At 32.3% G+C, this 21,305-nt stretch carries 11 protein-coding genes and 1 pseudogene; 5 read left to right on the top strand and 7 right to left on the bottom strand.

The features are described 5' to 3' along the window. Positions 1-286: 286 nt before the first annotated feature. Together B0E44_RS14950 and B0E44_RS14945 are read right to left on the bottom strand one after the other, a co-directional pair. On the bottom strand, positions 287-1,141 hold the full coding sequence (locus tag B0E44_RS14950; protein WP_124019349.1) for a hypothetical protein: 855 nt from the start codon (positions 1,139-1,141) through the stop codon (positions 287-289). Between the two features lie 77 nt (positions 1,142-1,218). Continuing rightward, complete coding sequence (locus tag B0E44_RS14945; RefSeq protein ID WP_077376966.1) at positions 1,219-2,400, bottom strand: proline dehydrogenase family protein; 1,182 nt, start codon at positions 2,398-2,400, stop codon at positions 1,219-1,221. A 1,691-nt stretch (positions 2,401-4,091) separates the two neighbouring features. Between B0E44_RS14945 and B0E44_RS19115 the strand changes: the two are divergent. The 5 genes and pseudogenes from B0E44_RS19115 to B0E44_RS14920 form a co-directional block, all read left to right on the top strand. Further along, positions 4,092-4,184, top strand: a pseudogene (locus tag B0E44_RS19115) (IS3 family transposase); the annotation flags it as partial. Positions 4,185-4,800: 616 nt separating this feature from the next. Next, a complete protein-coding gene (locus B0E44_RS14935) occupies positions 4,801-8,436 on the top strand; it encodes a SusC/RagA family TonB-linked outer membrane protein (protein ID WP_124019348.1) in 3,636 nt (1,211 codons plus the stop codon). Between the two features lie 10 nt (positions 8,437-8,446). Then, on the top strand, positions 8,447-9,925 hold the full coding sequence (locus B0E44_RS14930; protein WP_077376963.1) for a RagB/SusD family nutrient uptake outer membrane protein: 1,479 nt from the start codon (positions 8,447-8,449) through the stop codon (positions 9,923-9,925). Positions 9,926-9,952: 27 nt separating this feature from the next. After that, positions 9,953-10,813 (top strand): putative zinc-binding metallopeptidase, encoded by an 861-nt coding sequence (locus B0E44_RS14925; RefSeq protein WP_077376960.1) that lies wholly within the window; start codon positions 9,953-9,955, stop codon positions 10,811-10,813. A 43-nt stretch (positions 10,814-10,856) separates the two neighbouring features. Then, on the top strand, positions 10,857-12,236 hold the full coding sequence (locus B0E44_RS14920) for a DUF4302 domain-containing protein (protein WP_077376957.1): 1,380 nt from the start codon (positions 10,857-10,859) through the stop codon (positions 12,234-12,236). Between the two features lie 1,129 nt (positions 12,237-13,365). On the opposite strand, the gene B0E44_RS14915 is transcribed toward B0E44_RS14920, so the two are convergent. The 5 genes from B0E44_RS14915 to B0E44_RS14900 all read right to left on the bottom strand — a co-directional run bounded on the left by B0E44_RS14915 (position 13,366) and on the right by B0E44_RS14900 (position 20,757). Beyond that, a complete protein-coding gene (locus tag B0E44_RS14915) occupies positions 13,366-14,775 on the bottom strand; it encodes an APC family permease (RefSeq protein ID WP_077376954.1) in 1,410 nt (469 codons plus the stop codon). A gap of 163 nt (positions 14,776-14,938) precedes the next feature. After that, positions 14,939-16,129 (bottom strand): hypothetical protein, encoded by a 1,191-nt coding sequence (locus B0E44_RS14910; RefSeq protein ID WP_124019347.1) that lies wholly within the window; start codon positions 16,127-16,129, stop codon positions 14,939-14,941. Positions 16,130-16,950: 821 nt separating this feature from the next. Next, complete coding sequence (locus B0E44_RS18875) at positions 16,951-17,109, bottom strand: hypothetical protein (protein WP_165688815.1); 159 nt, start codon at positions 17,107-17,109, stop codon at positions 16,951-16,953. Positions 17,110-17,439: 330 nt separating this feature from the next. Beyond that, complete coding sequence (gene ggt / locus B0E44_RS14905) at positions 17,440-19,122, bottom strand: gamma-glutamyltransferase (protein WP_077376948.1); 1,683 nt, start codon at positions 19,120-19,122, stop codon at positions 17,440-17,442. Between the two features lie 231 nt (positions 19,123-19,353). Beyond that, positions 19,354-20,757: an aminopeptidase P N-terminal domain-containing protein gene (locus tag B0E44_RS14900; protein ID WP_077376945.1), complete on the bottom strand. Its 1,404-nt coding sequence runs from the start codon at positions 20,755-20,757 to the stop codon at positions 19,354-19,356. Positions 20,758-21,305 lie beyond the last annotated feature (548 nt).

The following is a 21,305-nucleotide window of genomic DNA, read 5'->3' as shown; positions in this document are numbered from 1 at the left end:
GTCGATTTTAGTATTCCACATTTCTTTATACGCTGATAAAACAGCTGCTTTTTCAGGGGAATTAGGTGCGTATCCTTTTACGGGTTCGTTTACCGCTGTAGGTACATTGAAAAATCCTTTTAGCATAATGTTTTTAATTAAATAACTTAAATTCTATATATACTGTAATGTGACACAAAAGTGCAATGAATAATTATATGACTACGACCAACTAAAAATGCGTATTTTAATAGTGGATATTGGGCTTTCTTTTTTATTGTTTTTATTAGTACTCTTGAAATTATACTTATGCTGTTAATTCTTTGTGGGTACAATCTTTTTGGCAATAATTATAAACTATTGTTAATATTAATACAAATAAGGCTGTCGTCACTGCTAATGCAACATTATAATAAGGTTCTAGAGACAAAGAAATGCGTATTAAAATAGTAGATAGCACAAATGCAGAATATCTGAAAACCCTGTAATAATTCAAAGTGAAACATAATGAAACAAGAACAATGACTATGTCTGTAAAAATTAGCACCGTATAAAAAGTATCAAATGAATGTAAAAAAACATCTGTTTGAACAAGCGTTACAAAATCTATAAAACCAATAATATAAAAAACACACAATAAAAATAATGCGACTAGCTTTTTAATGCGGACAAATTGATATTGATTTTTGTAAATTTCTGAAAATTGTGTTTGACTACTAATTTTCCGAGTGAATCCCATAATTGTGAAAATGATTAGAGATCCAAACGAATAAACAAGAATCTTTAAAATAGTTTCACTGGAATCACTCCATGAAAAAATTTTTTCTAAATGACTAAATTCTTTAAATGCATCTCTTAAAAATATCATCGATAATAAATCAAACTGCTTACTTACTGATCTCGACACCGATTTGGGTAATACAAAAATAAGACTTAGCAACTCAAAAATTAGTAAAACAGTAAAGACTACCTCGATGGCAAAAAACCTATGTTTAAAAATAGTTTTAAACCGTCCAATTGAAATTACTTCATGATAAACTAAAAAACTGCAAACTGCACAACTTATAAATAGCAAGACTAAGAAAGAACTGATTATTTTAATAATTTTTGGATTTTCCCAAAACAAAACATGCTCATCAAATAACTTTATTATATTTTTCAATTTGGATTTTATTTATAAGATTTTATAATTGATTTAATGGAACATTTTTTTGTTATGATTATTTTGCAAGAACAAATTCAGATTAAGATTGGGGCTAATTTACGTCTGTTACGCTCTGTCTTTAATAAAGAAAGTTCTCTGCTGGTTTGACCAGAAACTGATGTATTTTCTTCTGCACGTCTTATTAGATAAGGCATCACTTCTTTCACAGGGCCAAAAGGAAGGTATTTAGCTACATTATACCCGTTTTCTGACAAGTTATAACTTATGTTATCGCTCATACCGAATAACTGACCAAACCAAATTCGGTTATCATTCTTGGCAATAGCTCTATGTTCCATCAACTCCATTAATCTATACGTACTTTCTTCGTTATGAGTTCCTGCAAAAATCGACATTGAATCCAAATGGTTTAACATATAGTGTACAGCAGCATCAAAGTTATCGTCTGTCGCTTCTTTAGAAATGCAAATAGGGGAAACATAATTTTTATCTTCCGCTCTTTTGTTCTCTTTTTCCATGTATGCACCACGAACTAGTTTCATTCCAATAAAGAAACCTTCATTTTTTGCTGTATGATGTAATTTTTTAAGGTAACTCAAACGATCCCATCGGTACATTTGCAACGTATTAAATACAATTACTTTTTCCTTGTTGTATTTACGCATCATTTCGGTAACCAAATCATCTGCCGCATCCTGCATCCAACTTTCCTCCCCATCTATCAATAAGGCCACATTTTTTTTGTGCGCTTCATTACATACTAAATCAAAACGAGCTACTACTCTATCCCATTCTGTTTGTTCTTCTGGAAATAAAGTTTGTTTTTGACCCACTTTTTCATATAAATCCAAACGACCTAAACCTGTTGGTTTAAAAACAGCAAAAGGAATTGCCAAACGTTCTTTAGCAAATTGAATTGTTTTTAATGTCATTTCTAAAGCTGCATCAAATTGAGCTTCTTCTTCTTTTCCTTCAACTGAATAATCTAATACAGATGAAACGCCTTTTGTAAACATTTTATCAACTGCAGTTATACAGTCATTTTCATTTATTCCTCCGCAAAAATGATCAAAAACAGTGGCACGAATCAATCCTTCAACCGGAAGATGTGCTTTAATAGCGAAATTCGTTAACACCGTTCCAATTCTAACAAGCGCTTTACTGTCAATCAATTTAAAAAGAAAATAAGCCCTGTTAAGTTCGGCATCACCTTTTAGTGAAAATGCAACTTGGGTGTCATCAAATATTTTTTTCATTAAGTTTAATTTTGTTTGTAAGATATAGAGCGTTTTAAAATCCCATTATTACTATGATTTTTAAAAAAAACGTTCCATTGAATATTTTTTTTACAATTCCTTTATTTCTCCCCTTCGTTTCGTTAGCATTGTTATTATTCGAATCCGAAGAGAACTTCCTCCACTGGAATTAAACCTATAATCCCCATTGTTAAAATTACCTCCGTAAAGATTTCAACCGTACACCTAACTGCCTGTTTTCTTTTAAATAGTGTTTAACGATGTCTAAATTCATTAGCAAATCAGCAATTTTTTTCTCACTTTATTTTTGTGATTAACATAATACTAAAATTAAGGCCCTCTGAACATTTTGCAGTATTTTCAATCTAAGTTATATACTGCCTAATGAAATGAGTAATTTACCAATTAGCCCTATTTTTTTTAAACTTTCCGACAAAACTAAATTATTCATTAAAATTTTCAAATTGACAAGTATTTAACGGTCACTAGATGGCTTTTAACGGTTGATTTTTATTTGTTAACGTAAACTTAACAGTAGATTTATATTAATTAATATTGTTCTGAAAAAATCGAACAGTACTGATAAAAGCCTATGCTATAGATTTTTTATGTTGTTATTTCTATATAGCTCGCACGACAGGCTTTGGAGTTACTAGATTTACAATAACATAAATTTATAAGACAGCTTAAATAAAATCAACATCTTAGAATTAAAAAAAAACGGGTTTACACTACTGAGCCCAAATAATCATTAGCACAGCTAAGTTAAGAGCTAGAAAACATCAAAGAATTAAGAGATGAATCGGTATCACGGCAGATCTATTTATAAATGGAGATCATCTCAAAAAATGTGTACTAATCCAGTTCCAATTGTTCATATTTAGACAGAAACAGATTCCATAGAAGTAAAACAGTTGCAAAAAACCTTACAGAAAAAGAATTAGAGTTTAAGATACTAAAAAAAGACCATAAACATCTTTTCGAAGAGCGATGAGAATCTATAAATTTATAGTCAGTTTTAAATATTTATCTTCTGTTGAAAAGATGTGCAGACTTTTAAAAGTAAGCCCAAGTGATTAAGATCGTTCAGTCATAGTCCTTCTAATAGATCTGTAGAAAATAGAAAATTTACAGATCTAATAACTAAAAGAAGTGTTTTATCTAATCAGAAACGTACGAAAATCCTAGAATAGCCGAATAACAAAAGAAAATAAGGTTAAAGAACATCAAAAAAAGGTGAATTAATGCTTATCAACAACTCAATAAGTAAAACTAAAAAAGTTTTAAAGAGACCACAGATTCTAATTATCTATATCCAGCTTGAAAAAATCATCCCAATAGAAACTTTAGACCTAAATCACTTAATGAGGTTTGGCCATCTGGCATAACCTATATAATAACTGATACAGCTGGTTATATCACACCATAATTATTGATTCATGTGGCAGACAGGCTACAGAATGATCATTAAGTACACGAATGTATACAAAACAAACTATTATTCTAGCTTGGAAAATGCCAATATCTAAAAAAGAAACAACAGAATCTTTACTATTTTACTCAGATAGGAGCATACAAGATGCTTTAATAGAATTCTGGAAATTGATTAATAAAAATACTCTACTTAATAAAATTTAATCTAAAAAAGCTAACTGTTGCGATAATGCTGTAACTGAAAGTTTTATAAGCCCTTCAAAGTAGAACTTATCCATCAGCATAAATTTAAAACTATTGAAGGAGCCAAATTAGAAGTCTTTGAATATATAAAAGTGACGCATAATTAAAAAAGGCAGCATCCTACTTTGGGATACAAAACACCTAAAGAAATGGAACTGGAAATTTATAAAATCAAAAGTGCTGCATAGGTCTAAGATAATTTACACGCCTTTTGCCGCAAGTCCAAAACAACGTTAAAGCGGAAAACTGACCGTTAAAACACCAAACAGACCGTTAACTACATCCCAATTTACAAAATTCAACAAAGAATCTACTTTTACACAGGGAAATCATCTAAACTCAAGTACCTGATTTTAAAAGCTTTCATAAATATTAAGTAGACAAACTCAACAAAAGTTTTTCAATAAACTAGTAAAGAAAACAAAAACTATCAAGTTGAAAAGCATTTAAAAAAATAAGTGATTGAACGTGGAAATTACACTCTAATACTCTGTTTATATAACCAATTATCCTAATTGTGCTTTTTTAGTTCTAAAATAAAGAAACACCTATATAAACTTTTTCGCTAATATAAATAACAACTTAATTAAACTGCCTATGCCAAAACACCCGATATTAAACTAGTGCTAAAGCACTAAAAAAACTTCTTAATTAATTTTATAAGTAAAAGAACTCTTCTTCCTGTTCAAACAGTCGCAAGTTCTAACTAACCAAAAACCAACTATGAAAAAACCAACTATAAAACAAATAATACTCCGAAAAAGTATAAAAATTAAGCTATTTCAGCTTCTTTTATTCATACTTTTTTCAAGTACAGCGATGGCAAATAATCTAAATATTACAGATAAACCACAACGCACAATTAAAACTAAAACCGGAAACATCAATTTGTTTAAAGAATTTTATAAAATTGAACTCTCTGGATTAAAAAAGTCAACAAATAATGTAAGTCGTTCCAATTTAATTAAACTAATAAACATTAGACCAAAACAAAAAGTAAACAATGCTTTTACAAACATCACTCAACATCACTTACCTATCGGAAAATCATTTCAAGATCCTGTCATTAAAGGTAAAGTCACAGACGTAAATGGAGTTCCATTGCCAGGTGCGACGGTAATGGCAAAAGGAACAAAAGTGACTGTAATGACTGATTTGGATGGAAATTTTTCTATTGAAATACCTTCAAATAGTTATAAATTAGTTATTTCTTATATAGGCTTTGTATCTAAAGAAATTGGTATCGATAATACTTCACCAACAATTATCTTGACCGAAGAGGGACAATCCTTAAAAGAAGTTGTAGTTACAACTGGTTACGAAAAAACATCAAAAAGAACTTTTACAGGAGCAATCAGTAAAATTTCTGGTACTGAATTAAAAGTTGATGGTGTAGTAGATGTAAGTAGAATGATTGAAGGAAAAGCGGCAGGGGTAACTGTTCAGAATGTTTCAGGAACTTTTGGTACTGCTCCAAAAATTACGGTTCGTGGATCCTCGTCAATCTTTGGAGATACAAAACCATTATGGGTTATTGATGGAGTTGTACAAGAAGATATCATTAATATTTCTTTTGCAGATTTGGCTTCAGGAAACTCCGAAACTTTACTGAGCTCGGCAGTTGCTGGATTAAATGCAAATGACATCCAAAGTATTGAAATCCTTAAAGATGCATCGGCAACTTCAATATATGGTTCAAGATCGCTAAATGGGGTTGTTGTCGTAACGACAAAACAAGGTCGTAGAGATTCTCCTTTAAAAGTGAGTTACTCGGTAGAAAATACAATGAGAACTGTACCAAGCTACACGCAATATGATATTCTAAATTCTAAAGAATCTATGAGTATCCTAAAAGAAATGGAGCAAAAAGGATTTCTTGATGTGCCATCAACTTTGCAGGGTAGATCAGGCGGAGTTTACAATATTTTAAGCAGAGCAATCAATACTTATGTTCCGGAAACAGATAGTTATTTAGTAAATAATGATCCCGTAAGCCGAAATAACTTTTTAAGAAAGTACGAATTGGCTAATACCGATTGGTTTAAGGTTCTCTTTAGACCATCTATTACACAAACACACTCTTTGAGTTTCTCAGGAGGTGGAAAAAACAATACATTCTACGCTTCATTAGGTTATTATACAGATCCGGGATGGACTATTGCTGACAACGCAAAACAATTGTCATCAAATATTAAAGGCACATTTTTTATCAATGATAGATTAAATGTTACTTTATCTACATTAGCTTCTGTTCGTAAACAAGGTGCTCCGGGAAGTTACGAAAGTCAAGAAGACACATATTATGGTACTGTTACCAGAGATTTTGACATCAACCCATTCAATTATGCTTTAAATACAAGTAGAACACTTAGACCTTATGATGATGCCGGAAATCTAGAATATAGCAGAAACAACTGGGCTCCTTTTAATATTGTAAATGAGTTAGAGAATAATAAATTAGAAATTGATGTAAAAGATATTCGTTTCCAATTGGATTTAGAATATAAAATCAACAAACACTTAACGTATAATTTAACAGGTTCTGCCCGTTATGCCAATACATCCAGAGAACACAAAATTCATGAAAGCTCTAATGCCGTAGAAGCTTACAAAGCAGGCACTGAATACGGAGTAGAAGGTGTAAATGCAATAGTAAGAAAAGCTAATATATTCTTGTATAAGGATCCCGATGATCCACTCGCACCGGAGATTTCAGTATTACCTAATGGAGGTTTTTTGAGGAAATTCACAGACGAATTGACTTCTTATAATGTTCGAAATAGTGTCAATTATAGAAATACTTTCCAGGAAAAGCATGAGGTGGAAGGTTTCTTCGGGACTGAGATGCGTTCTTTAGATAGAAATAGTGACAACTTTACCGCTGCTGGAATTCAGTATGACAAAGGTCTTACCGCTTTTACTGATCCAAGATTTATAGAAAAAATAATAAACGAAGGAGATTCTTATTATGGGTTTAAGGCAGAAAGAGAAAGAACAGTAGGTTTCTTCGGAAAAGCAGGCTACACCTATGATCGTCGTTACACAGGATCTGTTACAGGTCGTTATGACGGATCAAACAGACAGGGAAATAGTGATTCCGGCAGATGGTTGCCAACCTACACTTTCAGTGGAAAATGGAATGTGTCTGAAGAGGAATTCATGCAAAATGTACAATCAATAAATAATTTGGCAATTAGAGGTTCTTACGGACTTACTGCGACTGCAGGACCGGCAACAAACTCTTTAGCAATTTACAAAAGTTCTATTATAGACCGTTTGGCTTTTACTGACAGAGAAACAGGTATCGTTATTGATCAATTACAAAATGGTGATTTGACTTGGGAAAAGCAATTTGAAACTAACTTAGGTTTGGATATAGGTATGTTTAACAATAGGATACAATTTGTAACTGATATCTACAGACGTAAAGCATTTGATTTAGTTGATTATGTTACAACTTCTGGAATTGGAGGACAAAGAGATAAACAAGGTAACAATGCCAACATGGAAACGAAAGGTCTTGAGATTGGTTTTACAACTCAAAATATTGTAAGGAATAATTTTAAATGGTCGACGACATTAAACTTGTCAGTTTACGACCAAACAATTACAAAGTTAGAAAACAAACCTGCTGTCTATTCCTTAATAAATGGTAATGGAGGAAATGCAGTAGGACACCCTAGAAATTCTATCTATTCTTACCAATTTACAGGTTTGAATAATCAAGGTTTACCAACTTTTGTTCAAAAAGAGGGTGAAGAGGATTTAATTACTGGAGCCAATTTTCAAGACAAAGAAAATGTTACTGATTACTTGAAATATGAAGGTTCAATCGAACCAAATAAATCAATTGGTTTAGCAAATACATTTACTTACAAAGACTGGTCTTTATATGTTTTTGTTGTAGGGTCAGGAGGAAATAAGGTTCGTCTGAACCAAGCTTATGATAGTCAGTATTATGATATGGATGTATTTACAAAAGATTTTACAAACCGTTGGGTCAATCCTGGTGACGAAGCATTTACTAATGTTCCTGTAATTGCAGACAAAAGAATGATTCAAAATTATGGCAAGGAGATGTTATCTAAGGCTTACAATGCATATAACTATTCTGATGTTAGAACAGCGGATGGTGATTTTGTAAGGTTAAAGAATGTTTCATTAAGTTGGGAGTTTCCTAAAGATTTAAAAAAGAATTTAGGATTAAGCACTTTTACACTTAAAGGTTCTACTGTAAATCCTTGGTTGATTTATTCTGATAAGAGGTTAAACGGACAAGATCCAGAGTTCCGTAATACAGGAGGTGTTGCTTTTCCTGTTACAACCCAATACACTTTTGCAATAAACCTTTCATTTTAAATACTTGATCATGAAAAATATAAAAATAGCCTTATCTCTATTAGTGCTTTTAGGCATCAGCAGTTGCGAGGATTTTCTTTCTGAAGTACCTGATAATAGAACCCAAATTGATAGACCTGATAAAATTAAGGAGTTATTAGTGAATGCCTATCCTGCTGCATCTTATATGGATTTAGCAGAAACAATGTCTGACAACGTTGCAGACGGGCAATTAGAATTAAAAACAATTAAAAATGAGCAAAGTTATAATTGGGAAATGCAAGATCAAACCAACGTAGATACAGAAGCTAGATATTGGGATGAATGTTACAAAGCAATTGCACATGCTAATCAAGCCTTGCAATCTATTGAAGGATTAGGCAACCCGGCAAATCTTAATCCTCAAAAAGGAGAAGCTTTAATGGCGAGAGCTTATGCTCACTTTATGCTGGTTTCATTTTGGTCACAGCGCTATAATCCGGCCACTGCCGATACAGATTTAGGAGTGCCGTACCTAAGAATTCCTGAAACAGAATTGATTAAAAAATATAAAAGAAATACTGTAAAAGAAGTTTTCGATTTTATTCAAAGTGACATAGAGGAAGGTTTGAAATTAGTTACCAATGATTACAGCGAGCCTAAATTTCATTTTAATAAAGAAGCAGCAAAAGCTTTTGCCAGCCGTTTTTATTTAGTAAAAGGTGATTGGGATAAAGTACTTGAAGTATCCGAAAGCTTAGGATCTAGACCTGTTGATAAGTTGAGAGATTATGTTACTTTTGATAATTTAGCAACAGCTGAAAAAATAACTGAGTACGGTAAGCCATCTTATACTACTAACTTATTAATTGCATCTCCAAACACATCTATCAGCCAATCAATTTCTAAAAGTAATTTTTACTTATCAAACACTAAGAAAGAAGAGCTTTTTGCAAAGTCTACAAATCCATTTAATAATAAAGAATGGCTGTTTAAGCCTCTTAGTAATACTGCAGGTAAAACATACTTTCAACCTAAGTTCAACTTATATTTTAAATCTACAAACGCCAGTGCTGGAATTGGTATATATTATTGCGGAATTGTTCTTTTATCTAATGATGAGTTTTACTTAAATAGAATTGAAGCTCTTGTTATGAAAGAAAGAATTACAGAAGCAAACACAGAATTAGAGTATTTTTTGAGTACTCGAACTAAACAGTATGATGCAAAAACAGATAAGCTAACAGAGACAAAAATTGTAAACTTTTATCCTGTTATTACTGATGAGTTAACACCTTTTTATACTATAACACCTATTCAGACTTCTTACATTAAAGCTATTTTGGAAGCCAGAAGACGAGATTTTGTTCATGAAGGATTAAGATGGTTGGATGTAAAACGTTTTAATATTGTTGTCAATCATGCAACTTTTGGAAAACCTGTTAATACTTTGGTTAAAGATGATAAACGTAGAGCATTGCAAATTCCCCTTGCTGCCTCAAATTACGGTATAGAGAAAAATCCTAGATAAATTTTTTAATTAAAATTCTAAATTATTATGAAAATATTACAACAATACAGAGCCATGGCTTTTGTAGCAGGGATTTTATCTTTTGCATCCTGTGCTCATGAAGATACAGTAGGAGAAAGTCAGTTAGATTATACTCAAACTCAAAAAACAACTTTAGATAATTGGATTGACGAAAATTACATAAATCCTTATAATATAAATGCACAATACAGATGGAACCAAAACTCGGTCGAGATCGATAGATTTTTATTCCCTCCAAAGATTGATAAAGTACAACCTGCTTTGGAGGCTGCAAAGAAAATTTGGATCGATAGCTATAATACAATTGGTGGCTTTGATTTTGTAAAGAAAGTGGCTCCAAGAGAAATTGTTTTAGTGGGTGGAATAAATTCTAACTCAAATGGAACAAATACTTTAGGTCTCGCAGAATCTGGGCAAAAAATAACGTTTTTTGAAGTTAACAATTTAGATTTAAAAAATCGTACTAAACTTCTGCGTTTTGTGGGTACTGTTCTACATGAATATACACATATTTTAAATCAAAATAAACCCTTTGATGAAAAAGCCTGGCAAAAAATTACGCCTGGAGATTATACAGCAAGTTGGAACAATTACACTGAAGCTAATTCCAGAAATTTAGGCTTTGTTAGCAGTTATGCCAGAAGTAACGTTATGGAAGACTTTGCAGAAACAGCTTCAGCTCTTTTAAAAAATTCAAAAGCGGAGTATGCAGCTATACTTGCAGGGATTACCGATACTAAAGGAGTGGAAAAATTGAAACAAAAAGAGGCAATAGTTGTACAGTATTATAAAGAGTCATTTAACATCGATTTGTATGCCTTAAGGGATGAAGTTTCTCGCAACACAACCTCGGTACTTACTAATTAATTGAGTGACTATTTAATTTAATCTAATTTAATTTATAAATATTATGAAAACAAAAAACACATTTAAGTACATACTACTTACACTCTTGGCATTATATACAGGTTCATGCTCGAATAATACTGATGCTGAACAATCGTTTAATCAAACACCTACAGAGCGATTAAATGCACAAAAAAAAGAACTAAATGACCTTTTACTTTCTTCAGAATTTGGGTGGAAAGCAGTCTACTTTACAGATGATACGCAATTGGGAGGTTTTACGCATTTATTTAAATTTTTACCAGATAATAAAGTAGAAATGGCATCAGATTTTGATACTGATACCAACATCTATACAAGCACTTATGATTTGGTACTAGGGAGCTCTGTAAGTTTATTGTTTGATTCTGCAAATAGAATTCACCTTTTATCAGATGCCAGTAAAACTCCTAAAAGCTCATTAAAAGGAAAAGGTTATTTAGGTGATTTTCAATTCTTGTATTTTGGTCAGGAAAATGGAGATCTCATTTTTAAAAGTAACAGATTGGTTAGAGAGGTTCGTTTTGTAAAAGCAACAGCACAAGATTGGGTTGATTTACCAAAAAATTTGGAAATAGAACAAATTCTTAATAAAAGCAATTTTGTTTGGTCTATCCAAACAAATGATGGTACAGAAATTAAAAAGTATGAATTTTCTTTTGATAAAGCTACTCGTTATGCAAATTGCCGTTCATTAGAAGCAGGCTCTTCTGAGGTTCTTGGTTTTGGAGTAGGATATACACCAACAGGAATTGTAGTTAGCCCAGCTGTAGAAGTGGCGGGTCAGAAATTAACTGATTTTGTCTACAATGCAACCGATAGTAATTTTACAGCAACAGGTGCTGGAGGAGTAACAGCTATAATCAAGGGCACTTATACTAGTACACAGGTCCTGACAGATGATTATAAACTGGTTATGAATAATCAAAATCAACTTTTTGCTTATCTTTACAGTCACACTAAGAAAGAAGCTGAAAATTCTGAGCTGTTTCTTAATATAGTAAAACAGATTGAATCTGATACGAAATTAATGGTTCATAGAATCCAATTCAATTTTAATACTGATAAGGGAAACTACATTGAATATAAATTAGGAGAAACAGACGGAAAAACCGTAAGACGTCGAATATTCCATTATTTCACTTACACTATTGATGAGTCAAGTACAATAATTACGCTTCATTCATCCACTTGGAAGCAAACTAAAATAGACAACTTAACAGATACAGCTCCCACAATAGATGCACCTACTGGCGACAATGCCATGATAAAAGCTTTAGATGATGAATTTATGAGGGGGTTTTATATCACTAAAAATCCTAAAGGAACCCCCTACACTTATCAATCTTTGACTATTACAGGTGCAACAGAAATTCCGTTTAAAATGATTACGTATTTATTTTAGATTTCAATGTTAGTTTGTATTTTGTTTAGTGCCGGGCATCTCATCAGAGATGCCCTTTTTTTTGTTAAATCATCGGATAAAAAATAAGACTATTAAATAATAATGAGATACCAGCTACAAAAAATAGATGTGCAATCAAAAAGTAGAGAGAAAAGTCAAGCCCTTTTCAACTAAAAGTTATTGTATTCAATTCAATAGAAGTGCTAAATACGTATGGTCTGGTTAAGGCAAAATCTTAATTTAACCACGAAATAAAATCGTAAAAATTACGACCGCATTTTTAAAGATAAAGCAGTCAAATTAAGTCATAAAAGAGAAATATCTTCAGCTTACCAAGAACTTGAAAAACGCTTTTCTTTATAACTGGTACAAGATTACCAAGAATTTGATACGGGAAGTTTCCTTGAAAAAACAATTTAAAACTATGTCCTTAACAAAAAAACTCATGAGCTTGAGAAAAAATTAAAAGAGGAGAAGAAGAATTTGAAGGTGATACTTTAAAAATGAAAACAAACAACTTTCACGAAAGAGATCAATGCTTTATCTTTTCATTAAAGGCAGTAAAAAAACAGATTCGAGTGAAAAGATTCCCCGCCTTGAAAATAAAAAAAGTGCTTGTAATAAGTTGTTTCATATTACAAGCACTTCTTTCTAATGAGCTCTCCTAAAAAAAAAATAATTCTGCTCGGTGGCTGAAACTTTATTAATTTTAATTATTCTTATTGATTCGATTGAAGTTTGCAGTGAACTTTTCGCATTAACACGGATATCAGAAATATTTAAATACAAATGGCTGTTAGCATCTCGTTCAGCCACACTAAATTTCCGGATGTGATATCCATTGAATAAATTTTTACCTTACTTTGAACAAATGGCAAACACAAAGGATTCAAAAAGCGTGTGCAGAAAAACGAAATATAAAAAAAGCATTAAACATTGCCAATGCAAAAATTCTTTACATAGGAGTAGAACCGATCCATGGAACCTTCTTTTTAATGAAGAGTTAGTATTACAGACCCCTTTTTATAAAAATTAAATAGTGCATACTACACTAGAAAAACCCGCTTTCTAACGGATTTTTTACATTTTTTAAACTGAAATCTGCAAACTTCTTTCTGAAATCTAAATATTATTCTTTTTGTTTTGTCAAAAAATAAACAGGTATTCCCGTAAACATTATCAACACTCCCCATCCACAGGTAGAAAACTTAGTCAACAATAATCCAGCACAAATTGCAACTGCCACGACGATATATACAAGCGGTAATAATGGATATCCAAAAGCTTTGTAAGGTCTCGCTGCTTCCGGCATTTTCTTTGTTAATATAAAAATTCCGTAAATCGTAAGTATATAAAAAATCAACACAATAATAATGACAAAATCCAATAAGTCACCATACTTTCCTGTCAAACACAATGCCGATGCCCAAAAACATTGAATCCACAAAGCCCATTCCGGCACACCTTCTTTATTAATCTCTGCTGCTTTCTTCAAAAACAATCCGTCTTTTGCCATCGAATAATACACTCTTGCTCCTGCCATAATCAATCCATTATTACAGGCAAAAGTCGAAATCATAATCATCAACGCAATGATAATCGTTCCCATATCTCCAAAAGTATATTGGGAAGCAACTACAGCAACGCGATCAGACTTCGCTGTGGCAATTTCCTGAAAAGGGATAACAGCCAGATACATCAGGTTTGCAAATATATAAATAACAGTTACAATCAATGTTCCAAAAAAAAGGCTCAATCCTACATTACGTTTTGGATTCTTAATTTCACCTGCAATAAAGGTAACTCCAACCCAGGCATCACTTGAAAACAGAGAACCAACCATTGCCGCTGATATACCTGTTAATAAAGCAGTTCCACCAATAGGGATCCAAGAACCGCTTTGACTATCAAAAGCTCTTGAAGTCCAAGCATTAGACCAATTGGCATTCCAAACATCAGCTTCAGCAGCTAATATAAATCCGAAGATAATCAATCCAAACAAGGATAAAATTTTAATTATAGTTAAAACAGTTTGAAGAATTTTGCTGTTCTTCACCCCACGGCTATTGACATAGGTCAGCAGAATAATTGTGACTATAGAAACGATCTGGGCTGCATTTAATTTAAAAGCCCCCAACTCATACAAAACATTTTCGTCACTCAAAGGCGAATACAAATAGGCCGCAAATTTGGAGAATCCTACACCAACAGCAGCAATAGTCCCAGTTTGAATTACTGCAAAAAAACTCCAACCATACAAGAAGGCGATTAGCTTATTATAAGCTTCTTTTAAATAAACATATTGCCCACCGGCATTAGGAAACATCGAACTCAATTCACTGTAACTCAAGGCAGCTATCATAGTAATTAATCCTGAAACAACCCATATCAATATAAGCCATCCTGCTGCCCCCACTTGTCTCGCTATATCGGCACTTACAATAAATATCCCTGATCCAATCATTGATCCTACAACAAGCATTGTTCCGTCCAGTAATCCGAGTTCTCTTTTAAATTTTCCTGGTTTGCTTTCTTCCATTTTTATAGGTTTACTTTATTGGTTGGGTAAATAAATATTTTTTTTAAAATGATTAATAATAGTATTTGCACTAAAGAAAAACTATAACTCATTAGGCCTCATGCCTGTTAAAAACCAAAGTAACAACAAAAAAAAAGTAGTCTATTCATCTTGATTTTATTTATTAATTCCATTTCCCTTCTCCCTTATATTTTAGTAAAAACGGATTTTTGGGGTCTATAGCAAAAACAGGCTTCTCGTAGGAATTTGAGAGGTAAGTGTTTTTTTTCCAGGTTTTTAAAATTTCAGGATCTGTGAAAGGCAGATCATTTAAATAGATCAAATATTTGTAAAAATGGGTTAGCATTTCCTGCTGTCCACCCCCTTCACTACCATTACAAAGATTACTGCTGTGGCCAAACCCACTGTGGTGGGAATACTCGTGTGACCAGGTCGACATTTCGCCTTTCCAATGCCCCGCTACATAGTCTGATTCCCATTGAGATGCCAACTCATTACCACCCCAGGCAGAACCACCTCCAACCATTGCCATATATAGCGTACGGCCATCCAAATAATTCTGGTATATTTTTTCTATTTCGGCTTTTGTAAAATAATCATAGACTCCATTAATGTCATCATTATTTCCGTGCCAGTTAACTGCTCCGTTTACAGCAGTTCCCCCCAGTAATGCCTGCTCTTGCTTATATATATCAAAATTTACAAAAGCTTCATAGTAAACAGGATGACTTAATGCATATGAATAATTGATGATCATGGTTATTGCTTCTTTTGCCAGGGCAGGATTCATTGGCAGGTATTTTCCATATTCGTTCAAATGATAACCATCATGAAACTGAACCAACTGCGAAGACTTTATTTTTTTGAATTTTGCAAATAGAGGATCAGTGGATTCAACTGAAAATTCTATTGCACCAGCAGAAAAACCGTTGATTTTATCAACAGTAACAGCATTCCCATTTTCCAGCATATAATCGTTTTTCCCACTGATCATAGGAATTTGATGAAAGGAGCGATGGAATGCTGGTAAATTTACAAAACTGTAAATTAAAAACCTTTTATCATAATTGGTGAGCTTTGCATATATCTTAACATTAGAAAGGCCAACAGGGGAATAAAGAGAGATTTGAACAGAATCTTTCCCTTTCTGTATTACCTGAAATGGTTGATTTACCCTAAACCACCGGTCTTTCTTATCGTACATTCTGGAAGGATCTTCCGTATCCTCGAACATCGTCATGGGTTTATTTCCGGGAGGCAAATTTGTCGCATCAAGGCTGAGGATGTAGTTGGCTTTTTCATCATTATCTTCACAACTATTGAAAGCAAGCGAACTGGTTGCTAAAAGGCTCATAAAGAGCCATCTTTGAATGTTTGTTATCATGTGGGTTAACTAAGAACTTTTATATTTCAGGATTGATTAAAAAAAATAGTAACAAGTTTTTGTTAAGAACATAATCATAGTTTTAGTGTATTTTTTAAAAAAAACTTAGAATTAGATTTTCTTTGCATATACAAACCAAAAAAAAAACTAAATATTGTTAGATATAAAAATCTGTCCTTTGCTTTAATATCGGTTATACTTGATACTCTACTTAGTGGGTTCTTTTAATATAAACTGTCTTTTTATACTATGTGGAACAACTAAATGATTAAGTATTGAATTGGTAGAACTTTATTTTTTTAAACAAAATTTGCTTTACGCAACAAATTATTTCATGTATTTGACTAACTTTAAAAGGATATTAGACTCCCTATAATTCACAACTCTACGGTAATCCTAGGGCATCCTACGCTGTTTAGAATAAAATATAGAGGACTTAATTTGCTAAAATAAAACGTTTTGCCTTTCTGATACAACCTTCATTTTCCATTCAAACTAAATGCTGCTGCCTGTTTCTAAAATGTTGCACATTTTTTCGATCGAACATAATTTTTCATATTCTTTTATGAAAAGATGAATCATCAATCTCCATTGTAAAAGATACTTAATACCTCTTTTAAGATGTCACATCCTAACTCTTCTTCATTTACTTTTTCAAGTTGATTAATTCTTTCTCATTCCGGATTCAACTCTAAATACCCATTTTTAGGAAAACCTCATATTCTTAATTCCTGATATCTTCTCGCCAGATAATATGACAAGCATTAAAACTGCTCGAACTGCCATAACAATTATTCTTTTTTTAAAATATAAATTGCTATAACTTCTTTTGACATTTCTTCTTTTGGCAAATTTTGCAAAAAATGAGCAGTAAAATTTTCAAAGTAGTTCTCAGGAGTTTTAAATCCTGTCTCTATTTTTGTATGGTTTTCTAATTTGAATATTTTCATAATGTGTATTTGACTCAATCTGATTCAGAATGCAAATGATATTCCAAGTTTTTTTTACTTGTGAGACATAATCTCTTTCATAATCTAACGTACTTACATATTAGTAGAAAATCTAATCCTAATTTTATGATAATCATTTAATACTATAAAAATTTATAATTCCTTCTTAACTTGGACTCCATATCAAATTCTCACATCTAGTTATAAAATATCAACATTTTTTTTAAAATATTTAAGTTGTGCATCCTTTATTCTACTTTCTGAATACCCTTTAAGATAGACAACCTTATCTTTATATAAAAAAGATTAACTACCACAATCGTTCTGATTTTAAAATCCGGCAGCTTTGTCATCACCACGAAAATCAGCACCTCCCTCAAGACTATTATCTGGTAATACTAAAATACAGTCTAATTTACCAATCACTGGTGTCGTTCTTTCATTTATTAAATATCCTTTTGCTTTTAAATTTCCTATAGTAATATTATCAAATGCATCGGGTTCAAAAGTGATTAAATCAGGCAGCCATTGATGATGAAAACGCGGCGCGTTTACAGCTTCCTGCATACTCAAATTATACTCGTAAACATTTAAAATAGCCTGCAATACCGAAGTTATTATGGTGGACCCTCCAGGAGATCCAACAACCATAAATAATTTTCCGTTTTTTTCCACAATAGTTGGTGTCATTGAGCTAAGCATTCGTTTTCCAGGCGCAATGCTGTTTGCTTCATTTCCTACCAATCCAAACATATTAGGTGATCCTGGCTTGGCGCTAAAGTCATCCATTTCATTATTTAAAAAGAAACCCAATTCATCACAATAATACTTCGATCCAAAGCCATCATTTATTGTGGTGGTGGCAGCAACTGCATTTCCCTGGCTGTCCACAATAGAATAATGAGTTGTTTCCATACTTTCATTATAGGTGATTTTTCCTTCCCTTATTTCAGATGACAAACAGGCTTTATCAATATTAAAATTTGACATTCTTGAGCTTAAATAGGAATCAGACGTTAATGCCTTAATTGGAATTTTTACAAAATCCGGATCTCCTAAAAACTGACTTCTATCGGCATAGGCTCTTCGTTCTGCTTCGACAATTACTTGAATTGACTGCTCTGAATTATGTCCCATATCCGCTAAATTAAATGGCTCAATCATTTTCATTATTTGAGCTAAACAAATTCCTCCACTACTTGGCGGTGCCATAGAAGTAATTTTTAAATCTTTATAATCAAACTGTAAAGGTTTTCTCCATTTAGCTTCATAATTTGCTAAATCTTCAAGCGACATTATCCCCCCTTTTTTTTGAAGATAGTTGACTAATATTTTTGCAGTTTCTCCTTTATAGAATTCATCTTTTCCATTTGTTAAAATTCGTTTTAAAGTACTGGCTAGTGCTGGATATTTTATTATATCATTTTCTTTAAACTTTCCAGCCATCAGCGTTTTGGGACCATTTACTTTTACAATGGCATCATGGTAAATCTCAAGTTGCTTTTGCTGTTTTTGAGTAACAATTACACCCGTTTCCGCAAGTGCAATAACAGGTTTTAAAATTTCGGACATTGGCAGAGAACCTAGTTTTTCATGAACAGCAAAAACGCCGGCAATTGTTCCTGGAACTCCTATTGCTAAAGCAGTTTCTGTACTTTTTCCTGTAACTACATTTCCATCTTTATCCAAAAACATTTTTTTGGTCGCTGCGAGAGGTGCTTTTTCACGATAATCTAAAGATCCAACTTCGCCATTTGATTTTCGGTAAACCATGAATCCACCGCCACCAATATTTCCTGCGAATGGATATGCTACCGCCAAAGCTAATTCTGTGGCAACCATTGCATCAAATGCATTCCCGCCCTTTTTCATGATCTCAGATCCAATTTTTGATGCTTCAGCTCGTGCAGAAACTACCATAGCTTTTGATGTTACTAATCCAGTTGGTGCTATTTTTTGCTGTGCAAAACTACAGGAACAAATAATAGAAAATACAAATACTTTCTTCTTCATAATCTGAAAAATATTTTATAATGAGGTTGATTTTAAGATACTATCAATTCGAATATCCTAAAGAAATATAGAACTCCTGTTCAAATACAGTGCAAAAAGAATCTAATCATATCTTTAAAAAACTCTTAATAGAATAATTCTGATTTTTTTTTAATAAGTACAACAATTCTTGTTTTACACAATGTGCATTAGAAATTAGATATGTCATATTCACACTTTAAATTTCAAAAATTATATTTTTGGAAATTTCATTTCGTTTAACTTGCTTTTTTGTTTGGCCAGAGCTTCAATCTCTTCCCATTTTCTTGGGGATTCCAAGGATAAATTCTCATAAGAATCTTTTCTTATCAGAATATCATCTTCTATACGAACGCCAATATTCCACCATTTTTTATCACATTTGCTGTTTGCAGGAATATAGATTCCTGGCTCAACAGTGATAACCATATTTTCTTTAAGTTTGCTCTTATAATTACCTTTATCGTGAACATCTAAACCTAAAAAATGTGAACAGCCATGCGGATAATAAATATCAACATCGCTAGGAGTTACGATGATACCCAATTTGATTAATCCGGCTGCAATAACTTCTTTAGATTTTAAATTTAATTCTTGAATTGGCGTTCCTTCTTTGCAAATTTTAAAAATCTCTTCCTGAGCCTCAAATACTAATTGATAAATAGCTTTTTGCTCTTCAGTGAATTTTCCATTAGCAGGAACCGTTCTGGTAACATCCGCTGAATAACCGTGATATTCAGCACCTACATCCATCAACAATAACTGATTGTCAATTTTAGTACTATTATTTTCTCCATAATGTAAAATACAGCTATTTGCACCGGCTCCAACGATTGGTGGATAACCCTCGTCTTCAGCACCATAAAATCTGTGAATATAACTATGAATTCCATCAGCTTCATTTTCGCTCATATCAGGTCCAACAGCTTTCATAACTTCATTGTGGGCAATGCATGAAAGTTTAACCGTTTTACGCATTAACTCAATTTCTTCAGGAGTTTTTATTTCGCGCAGTGAGTTTGTAATATCAGTAAATAAATCTATCGAAGCATCATTTTCTTTTGCAATTTCCGCCTTCGCTTTAAAATACTCCAATAATGAGTATAGATCATCACCGTTGCTGCTAATTTCAACTGTTGGCATTTTATCATAAATAAGTTTATCAAATTTTTTGAAATTGACTTCGAAATCTTTAAAATCTTTTCCATTGAATGCTGTTGTAAAACCTAATTTAGATTTTGCTCCCTCAACACCCAGCCTCCTTCCTGACCAAGTTTCACTTAAAGCATTTCTTTCCCTTACAAATAAAACTTCGTTATAAGTCTCTCCCGTACCCTGCATTTCTTTGAAGATAAGTAAAACTGCATCAGGTTCTTTATAGCCAGTTAAATAATACAGGTCAGGATTTTGATGGTAACTGTACGAGACTCCTTTTGAAAAAATTCTTTTTGGGTACGAAAAGACTACAGCCGCCGAATTTGCGGGCATTAATGCTCTAAAAGCTTCGCGGCGGCCTTTATGAAATTCTTTTGAAAGATAGTCTGCTGGAAGATTCACCTGTGAATAGGTATGACATTCAGCAAGTAAAAAGACAAACAATAGAAGAAACTGTTTCATTATTTTTTATTTTTGTTAATAACTGATATATGTATGAAAAAACGTGAATTGATAATCACTTAAAAAATTTTAAGTAATTACACTTAGTCCTTTTTTTAATAAAAAAATAAAGATAAATTCTCATTTAATATGCCAATAACATTTGTTTCTTGATAGAATCACCTTCACTTAACTTATTAAACACAAGCTAAGTGAATATAATTTGAAAATGTCACGTAGACTTATTAAATGCTTACTAATTCTTAAATATTCTAAAGGAAGTTACATACCAAATTTTAACACTTAAACAGTGTGGCGATTCCCAATTTTAATTTTTTTTTTAATTTCAGCATGGAAAAAGCACCTCTTAAAACTTAACACTTATAATCCTTTAAATAAGTTACATCTTCCATTTTACCCTTTTATAAAATAGAAAAAATCTGTCAATCTCTTTTTAATTTATCCATAATTATAAAAAAGCAAAACCTTTTTAAATAGTTCTAACTTAAAAAAAAGTAAAGATTTATATTACCATCATTAAGTTTAAAAATTCAGTACAACATCTATGC

Source organism: Flavobacterium sp. A45, from assembly GCF_002001005.1.
Taxonomy (GTDB): domain Bacteria; phylum Bacteroidota; class Bacteroidia; order Flavobacteriales; family Flavobacteriaceae; genus Flavobacterium.
This window is presented reverse-complemented; position numbering and strand designations above follow the sequence as displayed.